The sequence below is a fragment of the Flavobacterium hydatis genome (genome assembly GCF_000737695.1).
Classification (GTDB): Bacteria; Bacteroidota; Bacteroidia; order Flavobacteriales; family Flavobacteriaceae; genus Flavobacterium; species Flavobacterium hydatis.
Map to the genome: position 1 here is coordinate 1 of NZ_JPRM01000041.1, position 25,405 is coordinate 25,405.

A 25,405-nucleotide genomic window follows, 5' to 3' on the forward strand; every position below is an offset into this window, starting at 1 on the left:
GTTACAACTATCGGTTTTTTTATGATATATTATAACTTAAAGAAATTATTTTTTTGGAGTTGGTTGATCTTTGTAGATTTCCAATTCAAAAATAAGCGTAGTATTTGGAGGAATTACTCCACCAGCACCTCTTTCTCCATAAGCAAGTTTTGAAGGAAGAAAGAATACTGCTTTCTCGCCATAAGTCATAAGATCTAAACCTTCAAGAAAACCTGGGATCATACCGTCTTTTTTACCAGCCTGAAAAGGAAATGCTTGATATCCTCCTTGAGCAGCACGATTTGTATCATGTTTTCCGTAAGTTTTAGCAATTTCTTCAAAACTACTGTCAAAAAGAGTTCCGTCTTCAAAATAACCAGCATAATGAAAATAGAAAGTCGATCCATCAACAGGTTTTACACCAGTACCTTTTTGAACTATTTTATAGCTTAAACCAGATGGAGTAGTTGTAGCAGTTGCTTTTGCAGTTTCAAAATAAGCTTTTTTAGCAGCAATTACAGTAGCATATTTTTCTTTATAAATGCGTTCTTGCTCAAGAGCAGCAGCTTGTGCTTGTTTTGCCTTTTCAGCATCAATCAAAGCTTGCTTTTTAGCATCTTCGGCTTTGTTATCATAATAAGCAGCAAATACTTTAGGCGCATCAAACTTTTTAGCCATAGCTCCTTTACGAGTAATTTTTACAGTAATCATTACATCATCTTGTAGAATAAGATTAACAACATCCATTCCTTCTACAACATGACCAAAAATACTGTGTTTGTCGTTTAACCAAGGTGTTTCTTTATGAGTAATAAAAAATTGACTTCCGTTTGTAGTTGGACCAGAATTTGCCATTGCAAGGATTCCACCTTTATCAAATCTAAGACTAGAATCAAACTCGTCTTTAAATGCATAACCAGGACCTCCAGAACCATTTCCGTCAGGATCACCACCCTGAATCATAAAGTCATTAATAACTCTATGAAATTTTAAACCATCATAAAACGGTTTTCCTTTTAATTTATCGATAGTTACATAAGGATTAGTTCCTTCTGCCAATGATACAAAATTAGCAACTGTAATAGGAGCTTTTATGTATTCAAGTTGCAATACAATATTTCCTTTTTTAGTTGCAATTGTAGCAAAAATCCCTTCGTTAACAGAAGGCTTAGTTTCAACTTTTGTAATAGTTGTTTTCTTGCCCGGAACAGGCTTTTTAGTTTGTGCTTGTAGGTTAAGTACACCTAAGCAAAATAAAAATAGAATTTTTAATTTCATCTGATTTGATTTTAAAATCTGTTAATTTCTAAAATAAACTTATTGTTGTGGCATTTTGTCTAACAACTGTACCTCAAATATAATATTTGCATTTGGCGGAATTACACCTCCAGCACCAGCTTGTCCATAAGCTAAATGAGAAGGAATGAAAAGTACCGCTTTATCTCCAATAGAAAGTTGCTCGATACCTTCGATAAAACCAGGAATCATACCTTCTTTACTACCAGCTTGAAAAGGGATTGGATTGTATTGTCTTGCTTCGGCTCTTGCAGCATCAAATTTCCCAAAAGTTTGCGCTACACTTTCGATACAAGTGTCAAATAAAGTTCCGTCTTCAAGAAAACCAGCATAGTTTATAAATACTTGTGTTCCTGCAGCAGGTTTTTTGCCTTTACCTTTTTCAGTAATTACATATTCTAAGCCAGAACTTGTTTTTGTAGCTTTAGTTTTTAAATCAGCGTAATAAGCTAATTTTTCATCACGTACACCTTTAAATTTAGACTCAAATTCGCTTTTTTGTTTAGCTTCAGCAGAGAAATAATCGTGAAAAACTTTTACAGCATCAAATTTCTTAGCAGCCTCACCATTTCTGATAATAGTTACTTTCTTGATGTAATCATCTTGTTTAACCTGGTTAACAACTTCCATTCCTTTGTCTACAACATGACCAAAAATAGTATGTTTCCCTTCTAACCAAGGAGTTTCAACATGCGTAATAAAAAACTGGCTACTGTTTGTAGCAGGTCCGTTATTGGCCATTGCCAGAACACCACCTTTATCAAATTTTAAATCGCTAAACTCATCTTTAAATTTGTATCCAGTATCTCCAGAACCAGTTCCTAATGGGTCTCCGGTTTGAATCATGAAACTTTCGATAACTCTATGAAATTTTAATCCGTCAAAAAAGTGTTTCTTTTTTAATTCAGGATTAGTAACAAATTCGTTTTTACCTTCTGCAAGCGTTACAAAGTTAGCTACAGTAATAGGTGCTTTTTGGTAATTTAACTCAACAATGATATTTCCTTTATTTGTTTCAATTTCGGCATATAAACCATCAGGTAAATTGCTATGTTCATCTTTACAAGAGTAAAGAGTTGTAATTGCAAGTAATAATAATATGAGGCTTTTTTTCATTTTAAAAATATTAGTTGTTTTTTATTAATTTAATGAATCTTTATTTGTTACAGGAGCTGCGTGTGTTGTAGGTTTAGGAGTTTCAGATTTTGGTGCTTTTGCTTCCATTTGTCTTCTATAGGCAGTTTCTGGAACAAAATTGTGTAATGTAACCGTACAGATTAAAGGCTGATTAATTCCGATTCTTTTTTCATCACCATGATAACCATAAGCCATATGAGATGGAAATAAGAAACTTACAGTTTCGTTTTTGTGCATTAATTTAATCCCGTCACGCAAACCCATCATGATTTCTTGTTTATCTACAAAATAGGTTTGAGGTCTTAATTCCATTTCACTATAAATAATATTCCCTTTTAAGTCTTTTATTTCATAGTCAAAAAAAGCAACATCTCCCTTTTTTGGAGTTATAGTGTCAGTTGTATTTTGGTTTTCGTAAGCGTACCAATATCCTTTTGTCGAAGCAATATATTTTATTTTAGGGTTGTTTTTTATAACAGCCTTAATTTGCTCTTCTTCAGTAGCTACGAGTTTTTTATTTCGCTCGATAGATTTTTTCATGAAAGTTCCCGAAGAAATAGAAATGGGTCTTCTGGCATCTTCATGTTGCTTACAGCTCGAAACCAAAACGGCCAAAACAATAGCAGAAGTTAATATTTTAGGATAGTTCATGGTAGGTTATATTTTTAGTTTGGTTACTAAATCTTCAAATTTTTTCAAAGTTTCTTCCATCGAATCAACTGATTTTCCTCCAGCAGCATTGCTATGTCCGCCACCGCTGAAATGAGCTCTTGCAAATTCATTTACATCAAAACCACCTTGAGAACGGAAAGAAATCTTGATTATTTTCTCGTCCTTATTTTCAATAAATATAGCAGTAAAAACGATACCTTTCATACTTAAACCGTAATTTACGATTCCTTCAGTATCCCCTTTTACATAATTAAATTCATCTAATTCGGCTTGAGTTAAAGATGTATAAGAAGTTTTGTGTTCAGCAAAAATTTTCAGGTTTTGCAATGCTCTTCCAAGTAATTGCAAGCGACTGTAAGAACTATTATCGTAAAGCAAAATCGGAATCTGTGTGTTCTCTACACCCAAATCTATAAGCTCGGCAATAATACGATGCGTGTTTCCTGTTGTTCCAGGAAAACGGAAAGAACCAGAATCGGTTAAAATTCCAGTATAGATACAAGTTGCGATAGTTTTATCTAGATCTTCTTTTTTGTCTAAGAAAGAAATGAAGTTGTAAACCATCTCACAAGTAGATCCAAACGAAGTGTCAGAATAGGTGTAAGCGGAATAATCATCAGGTTTTTGGTGATGATCAATCATGATAAATGGAGCCTTTAGTTTAGCCAAAGTATGTTCCATTTCGCCAGTGCGGTGTAAAGCATTAAAATCTAGTGTAAAAATAAGCTCTGCTTCCTCAAGAATTTTGGTGCAGTTATCGATATCTTTTTCGAATATTTTTACAGTTTCAGAACCTGGCAACCAAGCAAGGAAATCAGGAAAATCATTAGGAGCAATTACAATTGGCTCATGATTATTTTTTAATAAAAAGTGGTATAAACCTAAGGTTGAGCCCATGGCGTCTCCGTCAGGACCTCTGTGCGGAATTATGGCTATTTTTTTTGGAGTTGCAAGTAACAACTTTATGGCTTGAATGTCTTGTATTTTCATAGTGTGCGAATTTACATTTTTTTAATGTAAACCTGAAATGATTTTAGACATTAACATGCTTTTATATCTTCTTAATTTTAGTTGATAGTAATGGTTTTCAGTGCCAGTAGCAGTCACAGTTTTCAGTTTCAGTTTTTAGACATGATTATTTTAGATAAAAAAGAGAGTTTTTTTAAGGCTACAGTAGAGAACTGTCACTGCGACTGCTATCGAATACTAAGAAAAAATAAGTCAAAACCATTTCTGATACAAATTATACTTAGGGCCTTTTACAATTTGTGATTTGTAAATACCTACAGAGCCGGAAGATAAGTAAGCTATAACACAAGCAATGGCGATAAAAATTCCGCTTTCAATCCCAAAAAGTTCCATTCCCATGACAGTACAGGCAATAGGAGTGTGGGTTGCGCCAGAAAAAACGGCAACAAAACCCATACCAGCAAGAAGAGCGATAGGCATAGGAACTACAAGCGATAAAGCACTGCCAAAAGTTGCCCCCACAAAAAATAACGGAGTAACTTCTCCGCCTTTAAAACCAGCTCCTAAAGTAAATCCGGTAAAGAGAATCTTAAGCAAAAAATCATACCAAGCATTTGTATTTGTAAAAGCATCAACAATTACAGGAACTCCTAATCCTGAGAATTTTGAAAAACCAAAACCAGCAATAGCAATTGCCAAAATGATTCCGCCAACAAAAGGACGTAGGGGAGGATATTTTATAGTTTTAGAGAATAACGAACCCCAAAAGTGCGTGCTGCGGGAGAATAATAAAGCAGCAAATCCAAATAATGCTCCACAAATTAAAGTGTAAAATAAGTTGGTCGCAGTAATTTCTGGAACAAGCGGAATACTATAATGAGTGTGTTTTACCTGCCAAATTTCGACAGTAAAATAAGCAGCGTATGCCACTAAAAAGGAAAGTAAAATGCTTTTTAAGTTAATTTTACTAAAATAAACCACCTCTAGAGCAAAAATTGCACCTGCCAAAGGCGTTCCAAAAACAGAAGCAAAACCGGCACTAATTCCTAAGATAATCAATGTCTTTCTTTCAGAATTATCAAGTTTGAAGATACGGGTAAATTGGTCAGCAATTGCACCGCCCATTTGCACCGCAGTACCTTCACGACCAGCCGAGCCGCCAAATAAGTGGGTAATTATGGTTCCGAAATAAACCAAAGGAGCCATTTTTAGCGGAATAATCTGCTTAGGATTTTCGTATTCTTCAAGCAATAAATTATTGCCTTTTACAACATCTTGGCCTAAGTAATAATAACTAAAACCGACAAGTAATCCACCAATTGGCAAAAGCCAGATAATCCAATCATGTTGGATTCTATATTGAGTAACAAACTCTAGAGTAATTAAAAAAAACGCCGAAGCAGATCCTGATAAAATACCTATCAAAAGACAAATGAAAATCCATTTGAGAGCGAGAAGTATTTTTTCTTTTAAATCCATTAAAAAGGCTAACAATATTTGTTTGAGTACAAAGATAACAAATCAGTTTTGAACTCGAATTTCACGAACGTATTTGTGTAATTCGTGAAATTCGAGTTTGATTTTTTATCCTACAATTACAGCTGTAAACTCGATTTCTACTAAGTATTCAGGAGCAACAAGTTTGCTGATTTCGTAAAACCCAGTTGTTGGTTTTATGTCTTTAAAAAATGCCGAATGTGCTCCAGCCACAGATTCAAAAGTCGAAATATCGGTGGTAAAAATACGCGTTCTAATTACGTCTTTCATACCAATTCCTAGATCTTCCAATACTTTTTCGACTCTTTCCAGAATGTTCAATGTTTGTGCATAAGCATCGTCGGCTTTTACTTTTTCGCCATCAACAATTGCAACAGTTCCAGAAACCTCTACGATGTTACCAATACGTACTGCGCGACAGTATCCCATTTTGTCTTCCCATGGAGATCCAGTCAAGATGTTTTCTCTTTTCATTATAAGTTTTTTGTGTGTTTTCGAACTGCTTTTGAGTGGTTTTAAGAGCAATTCATAGTTAGATTAATGTTCTGCAATTTATAAAAAATGCACAAGAAAATCTGTAAAACAACCCCATTAATTCCTTATAAAAAATCGGTTTTGTTATAAAAATTAATATTCGGGCGTGCCCCGCAGAAAAAGCGGGTCGGGCTGTTCACGACAAGTCCTCGCACTTCCTTCGTCAGGCTGTGGGCTTTCTGTTGCCATCCCTCACGCGAGATTGTTGTTATTAAGCTATGGAAACAGCTGTAATATTTTCCCAGAATACATCTCGCAAAGACGCAAAATCGCAAAGAAAACACACCTAAATTTGGCGACTTGGCGTCTTTGCGAGAAAAATTTTATCCCAAAAAGTTTACCTTAATGACATTGCGCGCGAAATAAGCCTCGGAGACCAATTGATAATTATTTTTAAATATAAACAAGAAAGTAACTTGTAGTATATTATACATTAGATCCATTTCTCGCTACTAACATAATTATTAGGAAAATAAGTAAGGTACTGAACCATTCTGGGAGATGTACCTTGGTTTGCAGATGCGCAATGTGGTAATGTGTTTTGCCAGATTATAAAGTCGCCCGCATTTGCAACTATAGGAATAGGCTGAGTTATCTTGAGTATTTCTTCTCTGGGGTTTATATGAGGTTCAAGATTTTTTAGCCAAGAATCTATTTTATTATGAAACCCAGGAACACAATGAAAAGCACCATCCTGTGCGCCACAATCTGTAAGGTAGAGTAGTCCTTGAAACCCAAAACTAATAGGTAAACTTAAACTAACATCCCAATGGAGAGAACCTCCTAAAAAAGTGAATTCATGAGTTTCTGGCGGATTAAAGCTTACTTTATCAATCGTTTTATATATATCATTAGTTTTATAAAGCTGTTCATAAGCTTTTTTTATACGAGGAGAAAATCGATTTCTATTTAGAGTTTCATGATCCGAAAAATTAAGCATTAAGCCTTTTTGATCCGGATGATTATTATACCAGGATTCCTTTTTATTAGGATCCATTTTTAGGAAATCCCAAATAGCAAGTTGAGTATCTTCGCAATCTTCTTTAGAGATAGCATTTTTTACAATAACATATCCGTTTCTATTCCAAAACTCAAGATCATCATCAGATAATACATTGTCTGTAAGGTCTTGAGGTTCTAATGTTTTGCCTTTCTTTTTTTGGTTAACCCAAATTTTAAAAGCTTCAAAATCGGGTTTTTCAAAGTACAAATATTGTAAAGTATCCTCCATGCTAATTCCTAATTGGTAAAGCATTTCAATTTCTTTATCCCAAGTTATATTTTCATTGGTAGCGGTAACCGTATTTGGGTTTAAAGTACGATTCCATAGATTTTCAAGAATATTCCAAGGCATAGTTTAAAAAGTAGATGTGGTTTAAAATTAAGAAATAAACAGATTTACTGTATCATTTCATGAGGTAGTTGATCAAAATAAACTTGCAATATAAAATCTCCAACTACAATATCATTTATCAACAATAAATGACCATTTGGGGTATTGTCCCATTTTATATCTGTTGAAATTTGGCGTGCTTCACCTTTATGTTTTTTAATGCTAAGGTTATCTATTTTTAATGATTTTCCATTTTTATCGACTATTTCCTGTCCAGAAAAGAGTTTATCGGCTCTGGTATATTTTCCGTTTGGGAGTAAAAAAGGCAAATTAGAGTTACAAACTAAATAAGGAGTATCATCACGGTGTAAGGTCATATATACCATTTTATTAGACTGGTATTGATTACCAGTACTAAAAGAAATCTTCGCTTTAGACGATGATAACTTAATTTTTCCCCTGTATAGTTTTACTGATATTGCCGATACAGCATCTCCTTTTTCAAAATGATCTATTGGTTTTAAGCCTCTAGGAATTGTAATTAAAGCATTGGTAGCAGGGGTAAAATTGTTTTTCATAGTGTATTTTTTTTAGAAAGTTGTAGACAGTATTAAAAAAAACATGACTCAAATTTAACGTATTTAAAAATCTAGTCGGTACGTATAAATACCTGTTTTAAGAACATGAAAAAAACAATTTTTACAGGTTTATTCATTTTTTATCACAGTAGTTTCCAAATAAAAAACTTCTTGTTTTCAGTTAAGTTTCATAAAGAGACTCCTTAAAATACAAGAAGTTTTTAGGCTTAAAGGATTAATTATCTAAAGAATGTATTTCTTAAGCGGCATTATTTTCAATAAGATATTATACTTTAAATTATTCTACCTGATATTGTTCAAAAAGGCGAAGCTTATTTTGGGTAGCGGTAAGATTTTTTTGCAATGCTTCAATCTTATTTAATAAATGAGCAATAGCATCAATACCTTCTAAATTAATTTTTAAATCATAATGCATTCTTATCATTTTTTCGATAGCAGGTAATTGTTCAGGTTGTAGATATTGTTCTTCTTCCAGAACAATAATTTCGACTAAACCATAATTATTTAGTTTAGCTATAAAGGAGTCTTCAATTTCATGATATATACAAAATTGCTTTATCTGGATTAAGTTTTTACTATTCATGATTTCTTATTTTAGCTAATTCTTCAAATAATTCTTTTTCTTTTTGAGACAATTTGGTTGGAAGTTTTATAGTGTAGGTAATGTATAAATCCCCAAACTGGTTCTCTTTTTTATATACAGGAAACCCTTTTCCTTTTAGTTTAACTTTGGTTCCGGGTTGCGTTTCTGCAGGGACTTTAATTTTTACTTTTCCATCAAAAGTATTTACTAAGACTTCGCCTCCTAAAATTGCCGTGTATAAATCAAGATCAACATCGGCGTATAGATTATTTCCTTCTCTTTTAAACTCAGAATCGTTTGCAATTACAAACGTAATATACAAATCGCCATTAGGTCCACCATTGGCTCCAGGGCCACCATGTCCAGGGATTTTTATAATTTGACCATTTTCTACACTTGCAGGAATTGTAATTCGGATATTTTTACCGTTTACAGTCAGATTTTGTTTGTGTGTAGTATAAGCCGAAGCCAGATCTAATTGTAATTCGGCATTAAAATCTTGACCTCTGTATTTAGCCTGACTTCTGGAACTTCTTCCGCCAGATCCATACATAGAATTGAAAAATTCAGAAAAATCACTTTCTGAAAAATCACCTCCGCCAAAACCAGAATAACCCTGACCACCTTGTTGTTGTCTGGAATATTGTTGCTGGTTAGGATCATATCCTGCTTTTTCAAACTCCTCAGCATGTTTCCAGTCTTTCCCGTATTTGTCGTATTTTTTACGATTCTCGGGATTGCTTAAAACTTCGTTGGCTTCGTTTATTTCCTTAAATTTTTGCTCGGCTTCTTTATCATTCGGATTCAAATCAGGATGGTATTTTCTGGCTAGCTTTCGATATGCTTTTTTGATTTCAGCTTCAGTCGCAGATTTTGTAATTCCTAATGTTTTATAATAGTCTATATAATCCATTTTTACGAGGTTTTAATAATGGTAAATTAAAACATTGAAGTTATGAATAAGTTATTAATTATCAAAATGATATATTTTTTATATTAAATATTTGAAAGAAAAGTTTTAATATTATGAAGCATGAATTTTGTCTTTTTCGATTTTTTGGCAGGTTTTTTGCATCCAAAAATTAGCCTAATATATTGTTATAAAACTCTTAAAGTTGTAGAGCCCATTTAAATTATGCTATTTTTGCGTATACTCTCGATTTTAAAAATCTAAAAATTGATTCCATAATATTATACCCGAATGAAACAGCTTTTATTTTTTATACTATTAATCACAACTGCTACAGCATCTGCTCAAGCAGAATTTAATACTAAGTTTAAACCAATTCCTCCAGCAAATTTTGGCATTAAACCTAAAAAAATACCGCCTACGGGAACAATTCCGCCTGAGATACCTAGTATAAAAGCGCCAAATGTTTTTAATAGCACAAGTATAGCACCTGTACAATCACAATTAAACTCTTCTTATCAAATAGGTAAGAAAGATAGTTTTACAATGACACCTTCTGATGAATTTGCAAATCCAGGTGATCGATACATTCCAGGAATGGAAAAAGATTTGAATAAAACCCTAAAAGATCAAGGTTTAAAAGAAGGAAGAGGGACGTTGCTTAAACAGAATATTTCGTTTGGAGATTTTAAAACCAAAGCAAATTACTTTATTATCAGACTTAGAGATTTTGGAGCAATTGATGGCGATTTGGTTAAAGTAACTTCTAATAGTAAAGTTATTCAGTCTGAAGTATTTTTAGATATTAACTTTAAAGACATTAAAATTATTCTGGATAAAGGATTCAATAAAATGGAATTTGAAGCACTAAATATTGGAACTTTAGGAGGTAATACCGCCGAAATCCAAATACTAGATGATCAAAAAAATGTAATAGTTCATGATTATTGGAATAACCTTGCAGCAGGCTTTAAGGCATCTGTAGTTGTTACTAAGGAAGAGTAGGTTTTTTAAGGTTCAAAGTTGCAAAGTTGCAAAGGTTCTAAGGTTTCTCTTTTTGAGGTTAAAGGTTTTTTTTTAAAGGTTCAGAGATGCAAAGGTTCTGAGGTTCTAAGGTTTCTCTTTTTGAGGTTAAAGGTTTTTTTAAGGTTCAAAGTTACAAAGGCTCTGAGGTTCTAAGGTTTCTCTTTTTGAGGTTAAAGGTTTTTTTCTTTGAGGTTCAGAGGTGCAAAGGTTCTGAGGTTCTAAGGTTTCTCTTTTTGAGGTTAAAGGTTTTTTTAAGGTTCAAAGTTGCAAAGGCTCTGAGGTTCTAAGGTTTCTCTTTTTTGAGGTTAAAGGTTTTTTTAAGGTTCAAAGTTGCAAAGGTTCTGAGGTTCTAAGGTTTCTCTTTTTGAAGTTAAAGATTTTTTATTGAAACTGACATAATCTTGTCTTTTGATGTGAGTATAACTCATACAATATAAATCAAACTAATTGCATGTTGTGAACATTGCCAACGGTTTCAACCGTTGGAGCGCAATACATTATCATAATCTGTATCACACGATTGAAACCGTGAGCTATGTTATACCTTTGAGTTTGTTTTTTAAGGTTCAAAGACACAAAGGTTCTGAGGTTTTGGTTTTAACTTTTCTATTATCATATTTATATAAAAATCCCTTATTTTATTTTTAAATTCAATTAAAAACAGAATAAGGGATTTTTGTAATGTAGTAGTTAGGTTAATCTATTTAACCTAACGAAAGAATTTGTAATCATGAGTAAGATTATATGAATCTATGATTTGTAATTTATATGGGGTATCACTTAAAGGTAATTTATCAACCTCTATAGAAAATTTGTTGGCAGTAAGATTTTCTACTTCTAATACTTTAGTTCCGGTACTATCGTATACAATTCCCGATTTTAAATTTTTATTGGCAGTAACATCAATTTTGTCAACAGCAATAGTTTTTGCTGAGTCAATCTGATATTGAACTTCATGATATCTGTTAATCTTCAATCCTAATGCAAGTTTTTGCATTTTCAAGAATTCATTATAATATCTTGCGCCCATTTCTCTTTGACCAGCAGCATCAAAATGAATATCATCAAAATTATTGTTTGGTTTAGAAATTACAGAAGGGGATTCAGAATCAGCATATCCTGTATTCATAACTCTATCAGGAGTAGCTTTAATGATTTGCTGTTGCTGTTTTCTGTCGGCTCTATAATTTGCCCAATAAGGTACCATACCACCAAGTATAAATGGGATTTCCTGAATATCATCCTGATGAATATCGCTACGCATATCTGCAATCATTTGATCAAGTGTTGTTTGGTATGGGGCCCATCCAACATTTGCCTCACCTTGATGCCAAAGTATAGCCGTTAATCTACTTCCAGGAATATTGTCTAATAGGTAATTAACTCTTTCTATTGCATCCTTATATAAGTTCTGGTTTTTTGTCCAGCTTGTAATACTACTTCCTGAATATCCACAAGGAACAATTAAAACTTTTCTTTTTGAATTTTTTAAAATGTCGTTTACATAAAGGTTAGAGAATGTAGTAGAAAAACTCACTCTGTCATTTGCTCTAGTCCAGAAGTCTAGTGCTACTTTTGCTGGTGCAATTCTATAATTTAAACCATCTAGTCTGTAAATAGAATAAACTCTTGAACTTACAGTATCTATAGCTTTATTAAGTTGGTAACCATAATGTGTATTAGATTGTCCTGCTACTAAAATGACATCATATCCTTCGCTTTCTTGTAAGTTAGAATCTGTACTTTTTTGAGCGATTGATAATTGGAAACAAAATAGTAATGATAATATTGATAGTAATTTTATATATTTCATCTTGATTATTTTTTGATAATTTTTAATTGTTTGATAACATTGTTTTCAAGTGTTACCGATACAATATGAATTCCTGTTTGAAAATGATTTACTGAAATTACAACCTCATTTTGGTCGTAATTACGTTGAAAAACTAATTGTTGGCTTTGATTAAAAATGGCAATATTTTTAATTTTTGAAGTTGCAGATACCGTTATGTTGTCCGTTGTAGGATTTGGGTAAAGCAATACTTTTTCAGCTTCAATTGTTGGTTCAATTAATGTACTTTCGACCTCAATCGTAGGTTCTTCAACTTTTTTTGATGCACTTACCATTTGAGGTTTTACATCTTTATTATTAGTCATTCTTAAAAATTCCTTATAATATCTTACGCCCATTTCTCTCTGACCTGCAGCATCAAAATGGATATTATCAGAGTTATTATTTGGTTTTGTGATTACAGTAGGAAATTCTGAATCTGCAAATCCTGTATTCTGTACTCTACTTGGTGTACTTTTTATAATTTCTTGCTGTGTTCTTCTATTACTTGCTAAATTTACCCAATACGGAACCATACCACCAAGTATAAAAGGAACATCTTGAATGTTCTTTTGATCTATATCAGATCGCATATCAGCAATCATTTGATCAAGAGTTTTTTCATAAGGACTCCATCCAACGTTAGCTTCACCTTGATGCCAAAGTATAGCTACTAATTTACTACCAGGAACATTTTGTAAAACATAGTTTACCCTTTTTATAGCATCACTATATAGGTTTTGGTTTTTTGTCCAACTTGTAATACTACTTCCTGAATATCCGCAAGGAATAATAAGTACTCTTCTTTTAGAGTTTTTTAGAATATCGTTTACATAAAGATTTGAGAAGTTTGTAACAAATCCAACTCTGTCAGTTGCTCTTGTCCAGAAATCTAGCGCTGGTTTTGCTGGAGCAATTCTGTAATCTAAACCATCGAATCTGTTAAGAGAGTATACCCTTGAGCTTACTGTGTCAATAGCTTTGTTAAGTTGGTAACCATAATGCGTATTTGATTGGCCAGCAACCAAAATTACATCATAAGAAACATCATTAGCATTTGTTGGCATTTTTTTGGTTTGCGCAACAGATGTTTTTAATCCTAAAAAAGCAAATAGGATCGAGAAGAGCAGTAGTGTAGTTTTGTTTTTCATTGATTTGTTTTTTAGTTTATCCTAAAAAAGATTTAATTTAAGAATGTAATTCATTTAAATCGTTCTTTTTATTTGTAAAGAAAGTATTATATTTTTTGCAAATATAGCTCATGTTTGTGTAAATATTTTCTTAATATTAAAACTAAATGTTGTCATTGATAGAAAATGAAATTGTTTTTATTCTGGGAAAAACAGGTTTAAATACTGATAATGTTTTTATGTTGTTTAATTTTTAAGTTATTGATTGTTAAATAGTTATTTTTTTGTTCTTTATGTAAAAGTTGTTTTTGAATAATTTAAGCCAGGATTAGATCATTATGTAAGTTTTTAGTTTTTAAATATTTCGTAAATAACTGATTTTTAGATGTTAGTGTTTTTGTTTTATAGGAGGGTTATGGTGTTGTAATTAAAATATCTGTACAATAATGGGAGTGAAAAGTAGTTTTTGTAATGTGAATCTTGAACAATTTTGAAGACCAAATAAGAGGTTAATGTTGGGAATGGAGAAAATGGAGATGAATTATTTAAAAGACAACAAATAAAAGAATAGCGATTGAAAGGTCTAAAGGTTGAGAGTTGTAATTGTATTTAGTTTTTTAGAGTAAAATTCTTAGAGTCTTAGTATTTTAGAATTCCAGAAGCTGTAAACTTGAAAAAAAATTAAAATTCAATTTTTCATTTCGGAATATAAAAAGTATTTTTGCGCATGCAACACAACGTACTTATTTTAGATTTCGGATCGCAATATACTCAGCTTATTGCGCGTAGAGTTCGCGAATTAAATATATTCTGCGAAATCTTCCCTTACAATCATTTTCCGAGTGATTTATCAAGTTATAAAGCAGTAATTTTAGGAGGAAGTCCATTCTCTGTTCGCGCAGAAGATGCTCCACATCCTGATTTATCTCAAATTCGTGGTAAACTACCAGTGTTGGCAGTTTGTTACGGAGCACAATATCTAGCACATTTTAGCGGAGGCAAAGTAGCTGCTTCAGATACCAGAGAATATGGTAGAGCCAATTTAACTTATATTAAAGAGAACGAAGTTTTCTTTGAAGGTGTTTCTGAAAACAGCCAAGTTTGGATGAGCCATAGTGATAGTATCAAAGCTTTACCTACAAATGGTGTAAAATTAGCAAGTACACACGACGTAGAATTTGCTGCTTACAAAATAGAAGGTGAAACTACTTATGGTATTCAATATCACCCAGAAGTTTTCCATTCTACAGATGGATCAAAAATGCTAGAAAACTTCTTAGTAAAAATTGCTGAAGTTCCTCAAAACTTTACACCAAATGCTTTTGTTGAAGAAATGGTGGGAGAATTAAAAGAGAAATTAGGTAATGATAAAGTAGTTTTAGGATTATCTGGAGGAGTAGATTCGACTGTAGCAGCTGTATTATTACACCAAGCTATTGGTAAAAACCTATACTGTATATTTGTAAATAACGGTTTACTTCGTAAAAACGAATTCCAAAATGTATTAGATCAATACAAAGGAATGGGATTAAATGTAAAAGGAGTAGATGCTGGAGATCGTTTCTTGTCTGAATTAGCAGGAATTAGTGATCCAGAAACCAAGCGTAAAACGATTGGTCGTGTATTTATCGAAGTTTTTGATGATGAATCACACCTTATCGAAGATGTAAAATGGTTGGCACAAGGAACAATTTATCCTGATGTTATCGAGTCGGTTTCTGTAAAAGGGCCATCGGCAACTATTAAGTCACACCATAATGTAGGTGGGTTACCAGATTATATGAAATTGAAAATTGTAGAACCATTACGTATGCTTTTTAAAGATGAAGTACGTAGAGTAGGTGCTACTTTAGGAATAGATCCAGAGTTATTAGGAAGACATCCTTTTCCAGGACCAGGATTATCAATTAGAATTCTTGGAGATATTACTCCAGAAAAAGTACAAATTTTACAAGATGTTGATGCCGTATTTATCGACGGATTAAAATCTTGGGGTTTGTATGATAAAGTTTGGCAAGCAGGAGCAATTTTACTTCCTGTAAATAGTGTTGGTGTAATGGGCGATGAGCGTACTTACGAAAAAGTAGTAGCGCTTAGAGCTGTAGAATCTACTGATGGTATGACTGCCGACTGGGTACACTTACCTTATGATTTCTTAATGAAAGTTTCTAACGACATTATAAATAAAGTAAAAGGCGTGAATCGTGTCGTTTACGATATTAGCTCAAAACCACCTGCAACAATTGAGTGGGAATAGTATTATTTTTAAAATTAAGGCATTACATTTGTAATGCCTTAATTTTTTCAAACCTACTATTTATGAGAGAACTTTTAACGATTTCTCTTGTCTTTATTTTGTCTTTTAACAAAATAACTGCGCAAGAATCAATTATTGAACACAAAATCCAAAAAGGAGAAACTGCTTATTTCATTGCCCAGAAGTATAAAGTTCCCTTAGATGAGATCTACAGATTAAATCCCGAATCGCAAAGCGGATTAAAGGATAACCAGATTATCCGGATTCCAGTACATTCTCCCGTAAAGGAGAAAGAAACCAAACAACTTACGCACATTGTTGCTGCCAAAGAGACTTTGTTTGGATTATCAAAGCAATATAATGTAAGTGTTGAAGCCATCCAAAATGCAAATACTGCAATTTTAACAGATGGATTAAAAATTGGTCAGGAACTTATTATTCCACAAGATGCTATTGGTATACTTAAAACTGTTTCTGCAAATAATAGTACTTCATCAAAATTGACACATGAGGTTTTAGCCAAAGAATCTTTATTTAGTATTGCCAGACAATATAATGTTTCGGTTCAAGACTTAGAAAACTTAAATAAAGAAATCTTATTAAATGGTTTGCAAGTAGGACAAACAATTGTAATTCCGAATAAAAGGAAAACACTTGATGGTCGTGTTCGTGTTATAAACGGAGAAACTATTTTTCATGTTGTAGCACCAAAAGAAACAAAATATTCTATCGCAAAAAAATACGGAATTACAATTGATCAGCTTGAGGCTCAAAACCCTGAAATTGTAAACGGATTAGTTGAAGGAAATAAACTTGCCATCAATACCAAAGAAATTACGCCTACCAACGACAATGAAGAATTAATGCTTGTATTGGCAGAGAAACAAGTTGTGGTCGAAAAAACGAAAGCCAAGACTATCCAATTAGAAGACTTAAAAGATAGATTGATCGTTCAGAAAGAAATGAACGAGAAGGTAATTAAAATCAACGACCTTAATGTTGATCTTAAAGGAATGGATGGTTTAAAGGGAAATTCGGTAGAGAAACTAAGACTGGTTCTGGAAGCGAATAAAAATGTTCAGGAAGTTTTAATGTCAAAATTAGATTCATTAGTAGTTACTATGACCGAGGATTTATATGATTTAAAAAAGATGGATGTTCTGAATATGAAAGAATCCAAACGATTAGAAAAGTTATCATACGAAGGTATTGCTAAAACGAATGAACTTTCTTCTCAACTTAAAAAAGAATTAGCCGAAAACAGAAAATCTTATGCAGGCTTGATGAATAAAGTAGAGCGAATTGCTGTAGAAGAAAATCAAGAGTACAAGAGAAAAGTTCGTGAGAACACAAAGAATAAAACAGACGAAACGCTTTTGCAAAGTCTTTCTTTAGAAAAAATCAAGTATTATAAGATTGATCAGGAGAAAAATGATGCTCAGAATCAGAAATTGATTGCTAAAATTGATTCCTTAGATACTCAGAAAAAAATAGAGGTAAAGCGACATATTAGTAAAGCTTCGTTTTATGGATCTGAGGCCAGAGCATTTGATGATAAGGTGGCTTTGATAAAATTAAAAAGATATCAGGATAATGCAATTCAGAATCAGGTAAATACTGAAACTCAAATTGCGACGTTATCATTAGACGAAATAAAACAGAAAATTAAAGAAGATCCTCTTTATACTAATAAAGATGTTAAAGTTGAATTTTTTGATAACCTGAAAGCAGTTCCCAACGGATATTACTTGGTTTTAGGTATATTTACAGACGCTACGCCAAGGGATCAATTTATTATGAAACTAATAGATTCGGGGGATTTTAATGCTAGTTTTTTCTATAATGTAAATAGTCAGTCGTATTATGTTTATGCTGAGAGTTTTGAAAATATAGAAGAAGCTTTATATAAATACAAGCAAAAAGAAAATTCACCGCTCTATAAAAATTGGAGTATCGCTAAATTAGAATTATACATTAGCAAATAATTAACAAGCATGGGGAATCTTGTTTTATACAGAAATACTATCTTGTTTAAAATTTTTTATCTTATTATGAAATACATTTCAATACTAATTACAACTGCATTTTTGATGTCTTATTCTGTTTTTTCACAGGATAAAATTAGTAAACACACCGTTGCCAAAGGAGAAACAATTAACCAAATTGCTCAAAAGTACAAAGTAACTCCTTATGATATTTATAAGCTTAACCCAGATGCACAAAGTGGTTTAAAGCTGGATAGTGTTTTATTGATTCCGGGTAGTTCGGGAAAAACAACTAATACAGATAAATCTGCAGCAACTACAGGTACTCCAAAAAAATCTAACGGAACTACTACGCATGAAGTAGTGGCTAAGGAAACGCTTTTTGGTATTGAAAAAAAGTATAATGTATCAGATGAAGCTTTAAAAAAGGCAAATCCATTTCTTGAAAAAGATGGTTTGCAAATAGGACAAACGCTTACTATTCCTTCTGGAAATAGTTCTAAAGATGCATCAAAAGATAAAATACCTGCAACTAAATTAGTTCCTGCTAAACAACAAGATAAATATGTTTACCACGATGTTTTAGCAAAAGAAACCAAGTATTCGATTGCAAAACAATATGGTATTACAGTAGAAGAATTAGAGAAGCGCAATCCGGAAGTAGTTCCGAATTTGCCAGTAGGATACCGTTTAACAATAAAAGGAACTGCTCCAAAAATAGTTGCTCCAACAACTACTCCGGTTAAAAACGAAGTAAAAACTCCTGTAATCGAAACTGCAAAAAAAGTATCGTATGCAGATTATCAGGTAAAACCAAAAGAGACTTTATATAGTTTGTCTAAAACATTTGGTTTGTCGCAAGATGAGTTACTTAAATTAAATCCTAGCTTGTCTGGAGGAGTTCAGGAAGGAATGATTTTAAAAGTTCCTGCTGGAATTATGCCGCCACCAGAAATTAAATCTGAGACAAGGCCAGAAATTAAAGAGGAAGTAAAAGAAGTAGTTACTTTAACTAAAAAGAGAAGTAATGACCGTAAGAAAATAGCATTATTATTACCTTTTAATTTATCTAAAATTCAAAGTGATACAACTAGTGCTGCAACTCGTTTGAAAAAAGATAAGTTCTTGAATATGACTTTAGATTTTTATTCTGGAGCATTAATGGCAATAGATTCGGCTAAAGTTTTAGGATTACCAATAGATGTTTCGATTTTTGATTCTCAAGAAACAAAAAGCGGATCGAGTGTAGCGTCTATTGTACAAAGTAACAGATTACAAGAAATGGATGCAGTTATCGGACCATTTTATCAAACTAATGCAGAGGCAACAGCTAAGTTATTAGGAGGAAGTAATGTTCCTGTGATTTCTCCTTTGTCTAAAGATAAGGGAAATCCATTTGATAACTTGTACCAAACAATTCCATCTAATGATATTTTAAAGAATGCAATGTTTGATTATATGCGTTCTAAAGGAGGTAACATAATTGCAGTTGTTGATAAGAAAAAAGAATCTATAAGACAATATATTCAGCAAAATCAAAAAGGAGTAATTTTTGCACCAGTTACTGAAGCAGGAGATTTTAATCCAGCAGGTTTAAAAATCCAGTTTGTACCTAACCGTATGAATTATGTAGTAATGGAAACGGCAAATACCGCTATGATTAACGCTACAATTAAAGTCTTGTTGAGTTCTATGTCGGCATATCAGGTACAGTTGGTAATTTTAGAGCCAAATAGTACATTGGATACAGACGAAGTTAGTTTTGAAAGCTTAACGAAATTGAAATTAATGTATCCATCGGTAACACGTGAAAACGAATCGCCAGGAGCACTTATCTTTGAAAAAGAGTATAGAAACAAAAACAAAATCAATCCAAATACTTATGCTACAAGAGGTTTTGATGTAACTTTTGATACTATGATGCGATTATCTCAAGGGAAAACATACGAAGAAACTGCAAGTGAAATTGCAACAGAACAAGTAGATAATAAATTTCAGTTTTATAAAAAAGAAGATGGAGGATATGCTAATAAAGGCGTTTACATCTTATATTACGATAGTGATTTAACAATTAAAGAAGCAAACTAATGACATCAAAAGTAACCTATTTAGGGGATTTAAGAACTAAATCAATACACGTGCAATCAGGAAATGAAATCATATCTGATGCACCTTTAGATAACAACGGAAAAGGAGAAGCTTTTTCTCCAACTGATACTGTTGCAAATGCTTTGGCAAGTTGCATGATGACTATTATGGGAATTAAAGCTCGTGATTTAAACGTAGATTTCATTGGTTCAACTGCCGAAGTAACTAAGATAATGAACGCTGAACCAAGAAGAATTGGAGCTATCGAAATTGCTTTTGAAATGCAGGGTGTTGCAGATGAAAAAAACAAAACAATCTTAGAAAGAGCCGCAATGACTTGTCCGGTTTTCTTAAGTTTGAATACTGATATTGAAAAAAGAATTACTTTTAACTGGAAGTAAGTTCTTTAGATTATATTAAAAAAGCCATCAAGGAATATTCTTTGATGGCTTTTTTTGTGGTTATTGTAAAGATGATTTTATTGTCCTTTTTCTGGTCTTAAATCTTGAAGAATAGGAGTAAGGATTGTTTTTACTTCCTTTTGGATGGTTTCATTTTTTTGCTCAAAAATAACGATGCTGTTTTTCCCTTTTTTAAGCCAACATCCCGGTAAGTAAAGTGTTTGTTGTGGACCAACACTCCAGTAACGACCAATATTGATTCCGTTTACAAATACAATTCCTTTGCCCCAATCACGCATATCTAGAAATGCGTCTCCAGTTTTGCTAAGGCTAAAAGTACCTTGATATAAAGTTGGTCGGTTTGCTTTTGCAGAGTTTTTATAAGCTGTTAAATCTGGTTCAGTAGTCATAGGTAATTTATACATTTCCCAATCGCCTGTAATAGTTTCTCCGTTTATAATAACAGGGCTTATAATTCCTTTATTGTTGGCATTGATTTGTGAACCGTAATTAATGCGTCCCATATTTTCGACAACAATATCTAATGTTGCATTAAATGGAATTTCGATTTCGCAATCGTATTTTTTATAGTAACGATTTAGCTCGGCTACTTTTTTTCCATTTACATATACTATTGCATAATCACGTAATCCGTTTAATTCTAATTTTCCGCTAATAGGTTGCGTGAATTTCTTACTGTACCAAACATAACCATCACCTTGATTTAATTGCTCAAATGTTTGCGGATTATCCTCTATTACAGGAGAAATTTTAGATTTTAAATCGGCTAAATCTACTGCTCTTGTCAGCTTTATATTCGGAATAGTGATTACTGGTATTTGGTCAGGAATAGCAGGAGTTTCATTTGTTTTTAATAATTCTCTTAAGGCATTATATTTAGGAGTTGCCCAACCTGCTTCGCTAATTGGTGCATCATAATCATACGATGTCATATCGGGTTGAATGTCGTGTTCTTTGTCATAATTAGCGCCCGAAGTAAAACCGAAATTTGTTCCTCCGTGTACCATATAATAATTAAAGGAAACCTGATTGTCTAGATATTTTTTGGTTTGTTTTACCGTTTGCTCTGGTTTTTGAGTAGGGAAAGGTTCTGCCCAATGATCTAACCATCCAGGATAAAATTCGGCTACCATATAAGGACCTTGATTATTATTAAACTGATTTACTACTGCTTTTAGTTTAGCAATATCACTTTCACCATTTGCAGTTGGTAATGCGCCTGGTAAAGCGCCACCTTCAAATAACCAACTTCCATCAGAAGTAAAGAAAGGAACTTCGAAACCAATATCTTTTAATTGCTGAAATACGGCTGCGCTATATTTTTTATGTTCTTCGAGAGGAATATCTTTGCGTTGAGCAACATAAGAACCAAATTCGTTCTCGCCTTGTACCATGATTATTGGTCCGCCTTTGGTAATTTGTAAATCCTTAACCTGATTATACAATTCGGCAAAATAGGCTTTGGTTGCAGCTAGATATGCTGTGTTGTTTCCACGTATTACCATATTGGGAACATTCTGTAAGAACCACGGATAACCACCAAATTCCCATTCGGCACAAACATAAGGGCCTGGACGTAAGATCACGAATAAGCCTTCTTCTTGTGCTATTTTTATATATTCGGCTATGTTTTTGTTTCCTGTTTTAAAGTCCCAAACTCCCGGAGTAGTTTCATGGTAGTTCCAGAATACATAAGTGGCAACGGCATTTAATCCCATTGCTTTCATCATTTTTAAACGATGACGCCAATACGGTTGAGGAATACGGGAGTAATGCATCTCGCCCGAATGTATTTGTACAGGTTTGCCATTTAACAAAAAGTTTCCATCACTTATGGCAAAAGTTTGTTTTTGCTGTGCTAATAAAGCGGAGAGCGTAAAGAAAGAAAATAGGAGGGCTAAATAAACTTTTTTCATTTTTAATTGAATTAAAGATTATAATTTATTGTGTTTTTGGGTTTATAGAGATTGGTTATTAATTATGTCACCCTGAGGCGAAGCGTCATACTGAGTTTCAATAGTACTTAGTCAGGAACGCGGATGACACAGATTTACTCCGTAAAGACGCGGATAAAAACAGATTTTTTTAAATAAGGATAAGAAAAAACCCGTTTTTATCTGCGTTTTCGTCTTTGACGAATCCGTATTATCTGCGTTCCTGACTAAGCTTGATATTGACCAAGCTTATCTAGAGCAAAGTTTAATGAAATTGGTTTGACATTTTGCTTAAAAGCGAATGTGTATAACAAAAAGAGGGCACTTTATAATGGTGCCCTCTTGATGCAATTTAACTAACTTCAAAATTTTATGTTATTTAGAAAATTCTAAACCTTTTAACTTATTCCAACCTCCACGTGTGAAATCTGGGATTTCTACCGGAGAAGAATTGTTGTCAAGAGAAATTTCTGTTAATGGACCTAAGCAAGACCATTCAGCAAGATCGTATACATCCATATCAAGAGGTAATCCGTTTTGTAAGCAGTGAATCAAACGGTAATCCATGATGAAATCCATTCCACCGTGTCCACCAACTTGTTTTGCTTTTTCTTCGATTCCTACTACAATTGGGTGTTTGTATTTTTCCATTAATGCTTTTTTCACATCTTCTGGCATGAATTTGTGTGCACTTAAGTTTTCGTGATCTGGTTTAATATCTGAGCTAATAGATTTAGAATCTAATGCATAACCTTCTACAGGATATTTATTAGCAAATCCTTTAGTTCCGCTTAGTTGGTACATACGGCTGTATGGACGTGGAGATGTTACATCATGCTGAATTTGGATAGTTTTTCCATTTTCAGTACGAATCATTGTCATAGTATGATCTCCGTTTCTAAAATCTTTAATATCGATTCCAGATTTTTCTTTGATGTAAGCAGGGTTTCCTACTGCTTTTGTATCCATAGATACTAAATAGTTCATTTTATCACCACGGTGGATATTTAATGCTTGACAAGCTGGCCCCATACCATGTGTCGCATAAATATCACCACGGTGTTTTATATTGTAATCCATACGCCAGTTATTCCAGTACTCTCCCCAAAATGGTTGAAGACCGTGAATGTAAGAACCTTCTGCATGAAGAATTTCTCCAAATAAACCTTGTTGAGCCATGTTTAATGTAGTAAGTTCGAAGAAATCATACACACAGTTTTCTAATTGCATACAGTGTTTACGAGTTTTTTCGGAAGTATCGATAAGATCCCAAATTTCTTTCATTGTCATTGCACCAGGAACTTCGATAGCTACGTTTTTACCATCTTTCATAGCTTGAATTCCTATGTTAGCATGGTTTTTCCAATCGGTAGCGATATAAACTAAATCTACGTTTGGAAGCGCAGTTACTTGTTTCCAAATGTCTTTATCACCATAAAATTCTTTAGCTTTAGGAAAACCTTGTTTCGTAAGGATTTCGTTTGCAGATTTGGTGTTTTTTTCAAGCATGTCGCAAAGTGCTACAATCTCTACACCCGGAATATGTGTCATACGTTCTACTGCACCTGGACCACGCATTCCTAAACCAATAAAGGCAATACGAACAGTTGGGATTGGAGCAATTGCTAAACGTAAAACATCTTTTTGTCCTTTGGCACGTGCAGGAGTAGGTGTCTTAATCATTTGAGCTGAAGAAGTAGCATATCCTAAAAAGAAGCAGGATATCAGAAAAAATTTAAAGATACTAGTTTTCATGTTGAATTAATTTTAATTTAAAATTGTGAGCAATCTGTTTTTGGAATTGTCTTAATATTTTTATGGCAAAGTACTAAAATTTATACTTGGCTTATTATGCTTTAATGGTTTTGTGAATTTAGTTTTGGCTTTGGTGTATTTGTTAAAGAATCCTCCATCTTTCAAAAAGAAGTATCCTTTTTCTACACCACCGGAATAATCCATTCTGTATCCTTTTCTTCCAGTATTGTCTACTGTAAAAATAGCTGAATCTATTTCTGTCCAAACTCCTTTATCATCGCAATACCATTGGTTGTTAAATAAAACTTTGCGAGATTTATTTCCTTGTTGTGGTACGAAATTCTCTAAGAAAGAATGAAATCTTTTTAAATAAGTATTAGTTTGCGGACGATTAAAACTTGCAATTAACATCCATTTGTTTAATTCGGGTGCATAAAAATATGCGGTATATGTGGTTGAATTATCATTTTGTGGAACTCCGTTAAGCAAGAATTTATATGTTTTTCCTGCTTTCCAGTTGTATCTTAAATAACTTTGTCCGCCAGAACCTTCATTTCCGAACTCTCCAGTTTGTACATTTTCTCCTTTTTTCAGCATTTTAATTTTATGCGATTCAGGAATGCTTTTTGGATCATCTGTTTCAAAAGGGCTCCAAACAGAAAACAATACACGACGCTCAGTTTCGGAATTTACTTGTATTCCAAAATATCCTTCGCCAAAACCGTTTGCCATATAATAGGAACCTATTTTGTCTTCGTTTACAGGAACTGTAACCTCATTATAATACCATTGAACGTTTACTTTTTCGGGAACTGTATAATTTAAATGAACCGAAGGACCTCTTCGTCCCCAATGAAAAAAGTTATCATCATTATTAGGTACAAAAGCAGTTTTTCCTTGGAGTGCTGACCCACTAATAATTAATTTAGAAATAGAAGGGAAATTATTTTGTGTTTTACTAATCCCTTTTATTTTTAAAGCAACATATCCTGTGTCAATAATTTTCCATTCGTTTATTACAATTGGCCTTTTGTTGTTTTCGTCAAATTCGATTTTTTTCAATTCTTTGTTAATGCCAAATTCTAATGTAGATTTTCCTTGAACATTTACAAACTCATCTGTTGAGATTCGGATTAATCCTGGAGTTGAAACTCTAAAATAAACGGTAAAGTATTCTTTAGGATCTGTCCAGTTTTCTATTCCGTTATCGGTTATAGTATTGTTACTTTCAAGATTGTAAGAACTAAAAGCGTTTCCGCCAAGAGGCAAATGGATTTCGTTTTTTGAATCTTGTGCCAATACATTTGTGCTAATAAGCAAAAAGGTAAGGAAAGAGAAAATGATTTTATAATATTTCATTTAGCCTGATTTTAGCTATTATTGTTTTTTGTATTTAACTTCTCTAGAATCCCTCTTATTTATATAAGAGGGAAATTCTAAAGAGAGCCTTATTTACTAACTAACCATT

General features: G+C 33.0%; 20 protein-coding genes. 5 read left to right on the forward strand and 15 right to left on the reverse strand.

Annotated features, from left to right (window positions below):
- Positions 1-45 precede the first annotated feature (45 nt).
- The 10 genes from IW20_RS20455 to IW20_RS20500 all read right to left on the reverse strand — a co-directional run bounded on the left by IW20_RS20455 (position 46) and on the right by IW20_RS20500 (position 9,512).
- Positions 46-1,257, reverse strand: coding sequence for a peptidylprolyl isomerase (locus IW20_RS20455; protein ID WP_035626885.1), 1,212 nt, complete (start codon positions 1,255-1,257; stop codon positions 46-48).
- A gap of 39 nt (positions 1,258-1,296) precedes the next feature.
- Positions 1,297-2,391 carry a peptidylprolyl isomerase gene (locus IW20_RS20460; RefSeq protein WP_035626888.1) on the reverse strand — a complete coding sequence of 365 codons (1,095 nt, stop codon included), beginning with the start codon at positions 2,389-2,391 and terminating at the stop codon, positions 1,297-1,299.
- 24 nt (positions 2,392-2,415) lie between these two features.
- A complete protein-coding gene (gldI, locus tag IW20_RS20465) occupies positions 2,416-3,063 on the reverse strand; it encodes a gliding motility-associated peptidyl-prolyl isomerase GldI (protein ID WP_035626891.1) in 648 nt (215 codons plus the stop codon).
- Positions 3,064-3,069: 6 nt separating this feature from the next.
- Entirely contained in the window at positions 3,070-4,074 is a 1,005-nt protein-coding gene (locus IW20_RS20470; protein ID WP_035626893.1) for a DHH family phosphoesterase, read from the reverse strand.
- A gap of 231 nt (positions 4,075-4,305) precedes the next feature.
- Positions 4,306-5,532, reverse strand: coding sequence for a voltage-gated chloride channel family protein (locus IW20_RS20475; protein ID WP_035626895.1), 1,227 nt, complete (start codon positions 5,530-5,532; stop codon positions 4,306-4,308).
- Positions 5,533-5,637: 105 nt separating this feature from the next.
- Positions 5,638-6,024: a RidA family protein gene (locus tag IW20_RS20480; RefSeq protein WP_035626900.1), complete on the reverse strand. Its 387-nt coding sequence runs from the start codon at positions 6,022-6,024 to the stop codon at positions 5,638-5,640.
- A 493-nt stretch (positions 6,025-6,517) separates the two neighbouring features.
- Positions 6,518-7,438 (reverse strand): phytanoyl-CoA dioxygenase family protein, encoded by a 921-nt coding sequence (locus IW20_RS20485; RefSeq protein ID WP_035626902.1) that lies wholly within the window; start codon positions 7,436-7,438, stop codon positions 6,518-6,520.
- Positions 7,439-7,482: 44 nt separating this feature from the next.
- The gene (locus IW20_RS20490; RefSeq protein ID WP_035626904.1) at positions 7,483-7,995 is read right to left on the reverse strand and encodes a hypothetical protein; all 513 of its coding nucleotides are present in this window, start codon (positions 7,993-7,995) and stop codon (positions 7,483-7,485) included.
- A 298-nt stretch (positions 7,996-8,293) separates the two neighbouring features.
- Complete coding sequence (locus tag IW20_RS20495) at positions 8,294-8,599, reverse strand: chaperone modulator CbpM (protein ID WP_051886057.1); 306 nt, start codon at positions 8,597-8,599, stop codon at positions 8,294-8,296.
- Entirely contained in the window at positions 8,592-9,512 is a 921-nt protein-coding gene (locus IW20_RS20500) for a DnaJ C-terminal domain-containing protein (protein WP_035626907.1), read from the reverse strand. Before IW20_RS20500 ends, IW20_RS20495 begins: the two co-directional genes overlap by 8 nt.
- A 288-nt stretch (positions 9,513-9,800) precedes the next feature.
- On the opposite strand from IW20_RS20500, the gene IW20_RS20505 reads away from it, so the two are divergent.
- On the forward strand, positions 9,801-10,514 hold the full coding sequence (locus IW20_RS20505) for a hypothetical protein (protein ID WP_035626910.1): 714 nt from the start codon (positions 9,801-9,803) through the stop codon (positions 10,512-10,514).
- Positions 10,515-11,244: 730 nt separating this feature from the next.
- Here IW20_RS20505 and IW20_RS20510 read toward each other — a convergent pair.
- Together IW20_RS20510 and IW20_RS20515 are read right to left on the reverse strand one after the other, a co-directional pair.
- Complete coding sequence (locus tag IW20_RS20510) at positions 11,245-12,348, reverse strand: sialate O-acetylesterase (protein ID WP_081912530.1); 1,104 nt, start codon at positions 12,346-12,348, stop codon at positions 11,245-11,247.
- 5 nt (positions 12,349-12,353) lie between these two features.
- Entirely contained in the window at positions 12,354-13,517 is a 1,164-nt protein-coding gene (locus IW20_RS20515) for a sialate O-acetylesterase (RefSeq protein WP_035626913.1), read from the reverse strand.
- A gap of 706 nt (positions 13,518-14,223) precedes the next feature.
- Between IW20_RS20515 and guaA the strand changes: the two genes are divergently transcribed.
- The 4 genes from guaA to IW20_RS20535 all read left to right on the forward strand — a co-directional run bounded on the left by guaA (position 14,224) and on the right by IW20_RS20535 (position 20,227).
- Complete coding sequence (gene guaA, locus IW20_RS20520; RefSeq protein WP_035626915.1) at positions 14,224-15,753, forward strand: glutamine-hydrolyzing GMP synthase; 1,530 nt, start codon at positions 14,224-14,226, stop codon at positions 15,751-15,753.
- A 62-nt stretch (positions 15,754-15,815) separates the two neighbouring features.
- A complete protein-coding gene (locus IW20_RS20525; protein WP_035626918.1) occupies positions 15,816-17,738 on the forward strand; it encodes a lytic transglycosylase in 1,923 nt (640 codons plus the stop codon).
- Positions 17,739-17,804: 66 nt separating this feature from the next.
- Positions 17,805-19,826 (forward strand): amino acid ABC transporter substrate-binding protein, encoded by a 2,022-nt coding sequence (locus tag IW20_RS20530; RefSeq protein WP_035626954.1) that lies wholly within the window; start codon positions 17,805-17,807, stop codon positions 19,824-19,826.
- Positions 19,826-20,227, forward strand: a complete 402-nt coding sequence (locus tag IW20_RS20535) for an OsmC family protein (protein ID WP_035626921.1) — start codon at positions 19,826-19,828, stop codon at positions 20,225-20,227. The genes IW20_RS20530 and IW20_RS20535 overlap by 1 nt, the downstream gene beginning before the upstream one ends.
- Before the next feature lie 77 nt (positions 20,228-20,304).
- Here the strand turns inward: IW20_RS20535 and IW20_RS20540 are convergent, their stop codons facing one another.
- From IW20_RS20540 to IW20_RS20550, 3 genes are all read right to left on the reverse strand, one after another.
- Entirely contained in the window at positions 20,305-22,164 is a 1,860-nt protein-coding gene (locus IW20_RS20540) for a glycoside hydrolase family 35 protein (RefSeq protein ID WP_035626923.1), read from the reverse strand.
- Positions 22,165-22,557: 393 nt separating this feature from the next.
- The gene (locus IW20_RS20545) at positions 22,558-23,937 is read right to left on the reverse strand and encodes a Gfo/Idh/MocA family protein (protein ID WP_035626925.1); all 1,380 of its coding nucleotides are present in this window, start codon (positions 23,935-23,937) and stop codon (positions 22,558-22,560) included.
- Between the two features lie 60 nt (positions 23,938-23,997).
- Entirely contained in the window at positions 23,998-25,296 is a 1,299-nt protein-coding gene (locus tag IW20_RS20550) for a DUF3472 domain-containing protein (RefSeq protein ID WP_035626927.1), read from the reverse strand.
- Between the last annotated feature and the right edge of the window lie 109 nt (positions 25,297-25,405).

What these genes read in the sequence shown, in the direction of transcription:
- IW20_RS20480 (WP_035626900.1), bottom strand. Translation starts at nt 6,024, where the DNA reads ATGAAAAGAGAAAACATCTTGACTGGATCTCCATGGGAAGACAAAATG.
- IW20_RS20495 (WP_051886057.1), bottom strand. Translation starts at nt 8,599, where the DNA reads ATGAATAGTAAAAACTTAATCCAGATAAAGCAATTTTGTATATATCAT.
- IW20_RS20455 (WP_035626885.1), bottom strand. Translation starts at nt 1,257, where the DNA reads ATGAAATTAAAAATTCTATTTTTATTTTGCTTAGGTGTACTTAACCTA.
- IW20_RS20535 (WP_035626921.1), top strand. Translation starts at nt 19,826, where the DNA reads ATGACATCAAAAGTAACCTATTTAGGGGATTTAAGAACTAAATCAATA.
- IW20_RS20485 (WP_035626902.1), bottom strand. Translation starts at nt 7,438, where the DNA reads ATGCCTTGGAATATTCTTGAAAATCTATGGAATCGTACTTTAAACCCA.
- guaA (WP_035626915.1), top strand. Translation starts at nt 14,224, where the DNA reads ATGCAACACAACGTACTTATTTTAGATTTCGGATCGCAATATACTCAG.
- IW20_RS20490 (WP_035626904.1), bottom strand. Translation starts at nt 7,995, where the DNA reads ATGAAAAACAATTTTACCCCTGCTACCAATGCTTTAATTACAATTCCT.
- IW20_RS20505 (WP_035626910.1), top strand. Translation starts at nt 9,801, where the DNA reads ATGAAACAGCTTTTATTTTTTATACTATTAATCACAACTGCTACAGCA.
- IW20_RS20460 (WP_035626888.1), bottom strand. Translation starts at nt 2,391, where the DNA reads ATGAAAAAAAGCCTCATATTATTATTACTTGCAATTACAACTCTTTAC.
- IW20_RS20525 (WP_035626918.1), top strand. Translation starts at nt 15,816, where the DNA reads ATGAGAGAACTTTTAACGATTTCTCTTGTCTTTATTTTGTCTTTTAAC.
- IW20_RS20475 (WP_035626895.1), bottom strand. Translation starts at nt 5,532, where the DNA reads ATGGATTTAAAAGAAAAAATACTTCTCGCTCTCAAATGGATTTTCATT.
- IW20_RS20500 (WP_035626907.1), bottom strand. Translation starts at nt 9,512, where the DNA reads ATGGATTATATAGACTATTATAAAACATTAGGAATTACAAAATCTGCG.
- IW20_RS20470 (WP_035626893.1), bottom strand. Translation starts at nt 4,074, where the DNA reads ATGAAAATACAAGACATTCAAGCCATAAAGTTGTTACTTGCAACTCCA.
- IW20_RS20510 (WP_081912530.1), bottom strand. Translation starts at nt 12,348, where the DNA reads ATGAAATATATAAAATTACTATCAATATTATCATTACTATTTTGTTTC.
- IW20_RS20530 (WP_035626954.1), top strand. Translation starts at nt 17,805, where the DNA reads ATGAAATACATTTCAATACTAATTACAACTGCATTTTTGATGTCTTAT.
- gldI (WP_035626891.1), bottom strand. Translation starts at nt 3,063, where the DNA reads ATGAACTATCCTAAAATATTAACTTCTGCTATTGTTTTGGCCGTTTTG.
- IW20_RS20550 (WP_035626927.1), bottom strand. Translation starts at nt 25,296, where the DNA reads ATGAAATATTATAAAATCATTTTCTCTTTCCTTACCTTTTTGCTTATT.
- IW20_RS20545 (WP_035626925.1), bottom strand. Translation starts at nt 23,937, where the DNA reads ATGAAAACTAGTATCTTTAAATTTTTTCTGATATCCTGCTTCTTTTTA.
- IW20_RS20540 (WP_035626923.1), bottom strand. Translation starts at nt 22,164, where the DNA reads ATGAAAAAAGTTTATTTAGCCCTCCTATTTTCTTTCTTTACGCTCTCC.
- IW20_RS20515 (WP_035626913.1), bottom strand. Translation starts at nt 13,517, where the DNA reads ATGAAAAACAAAACTACACTACTGCTCTTCTCGATCCTATTTGCTTTT.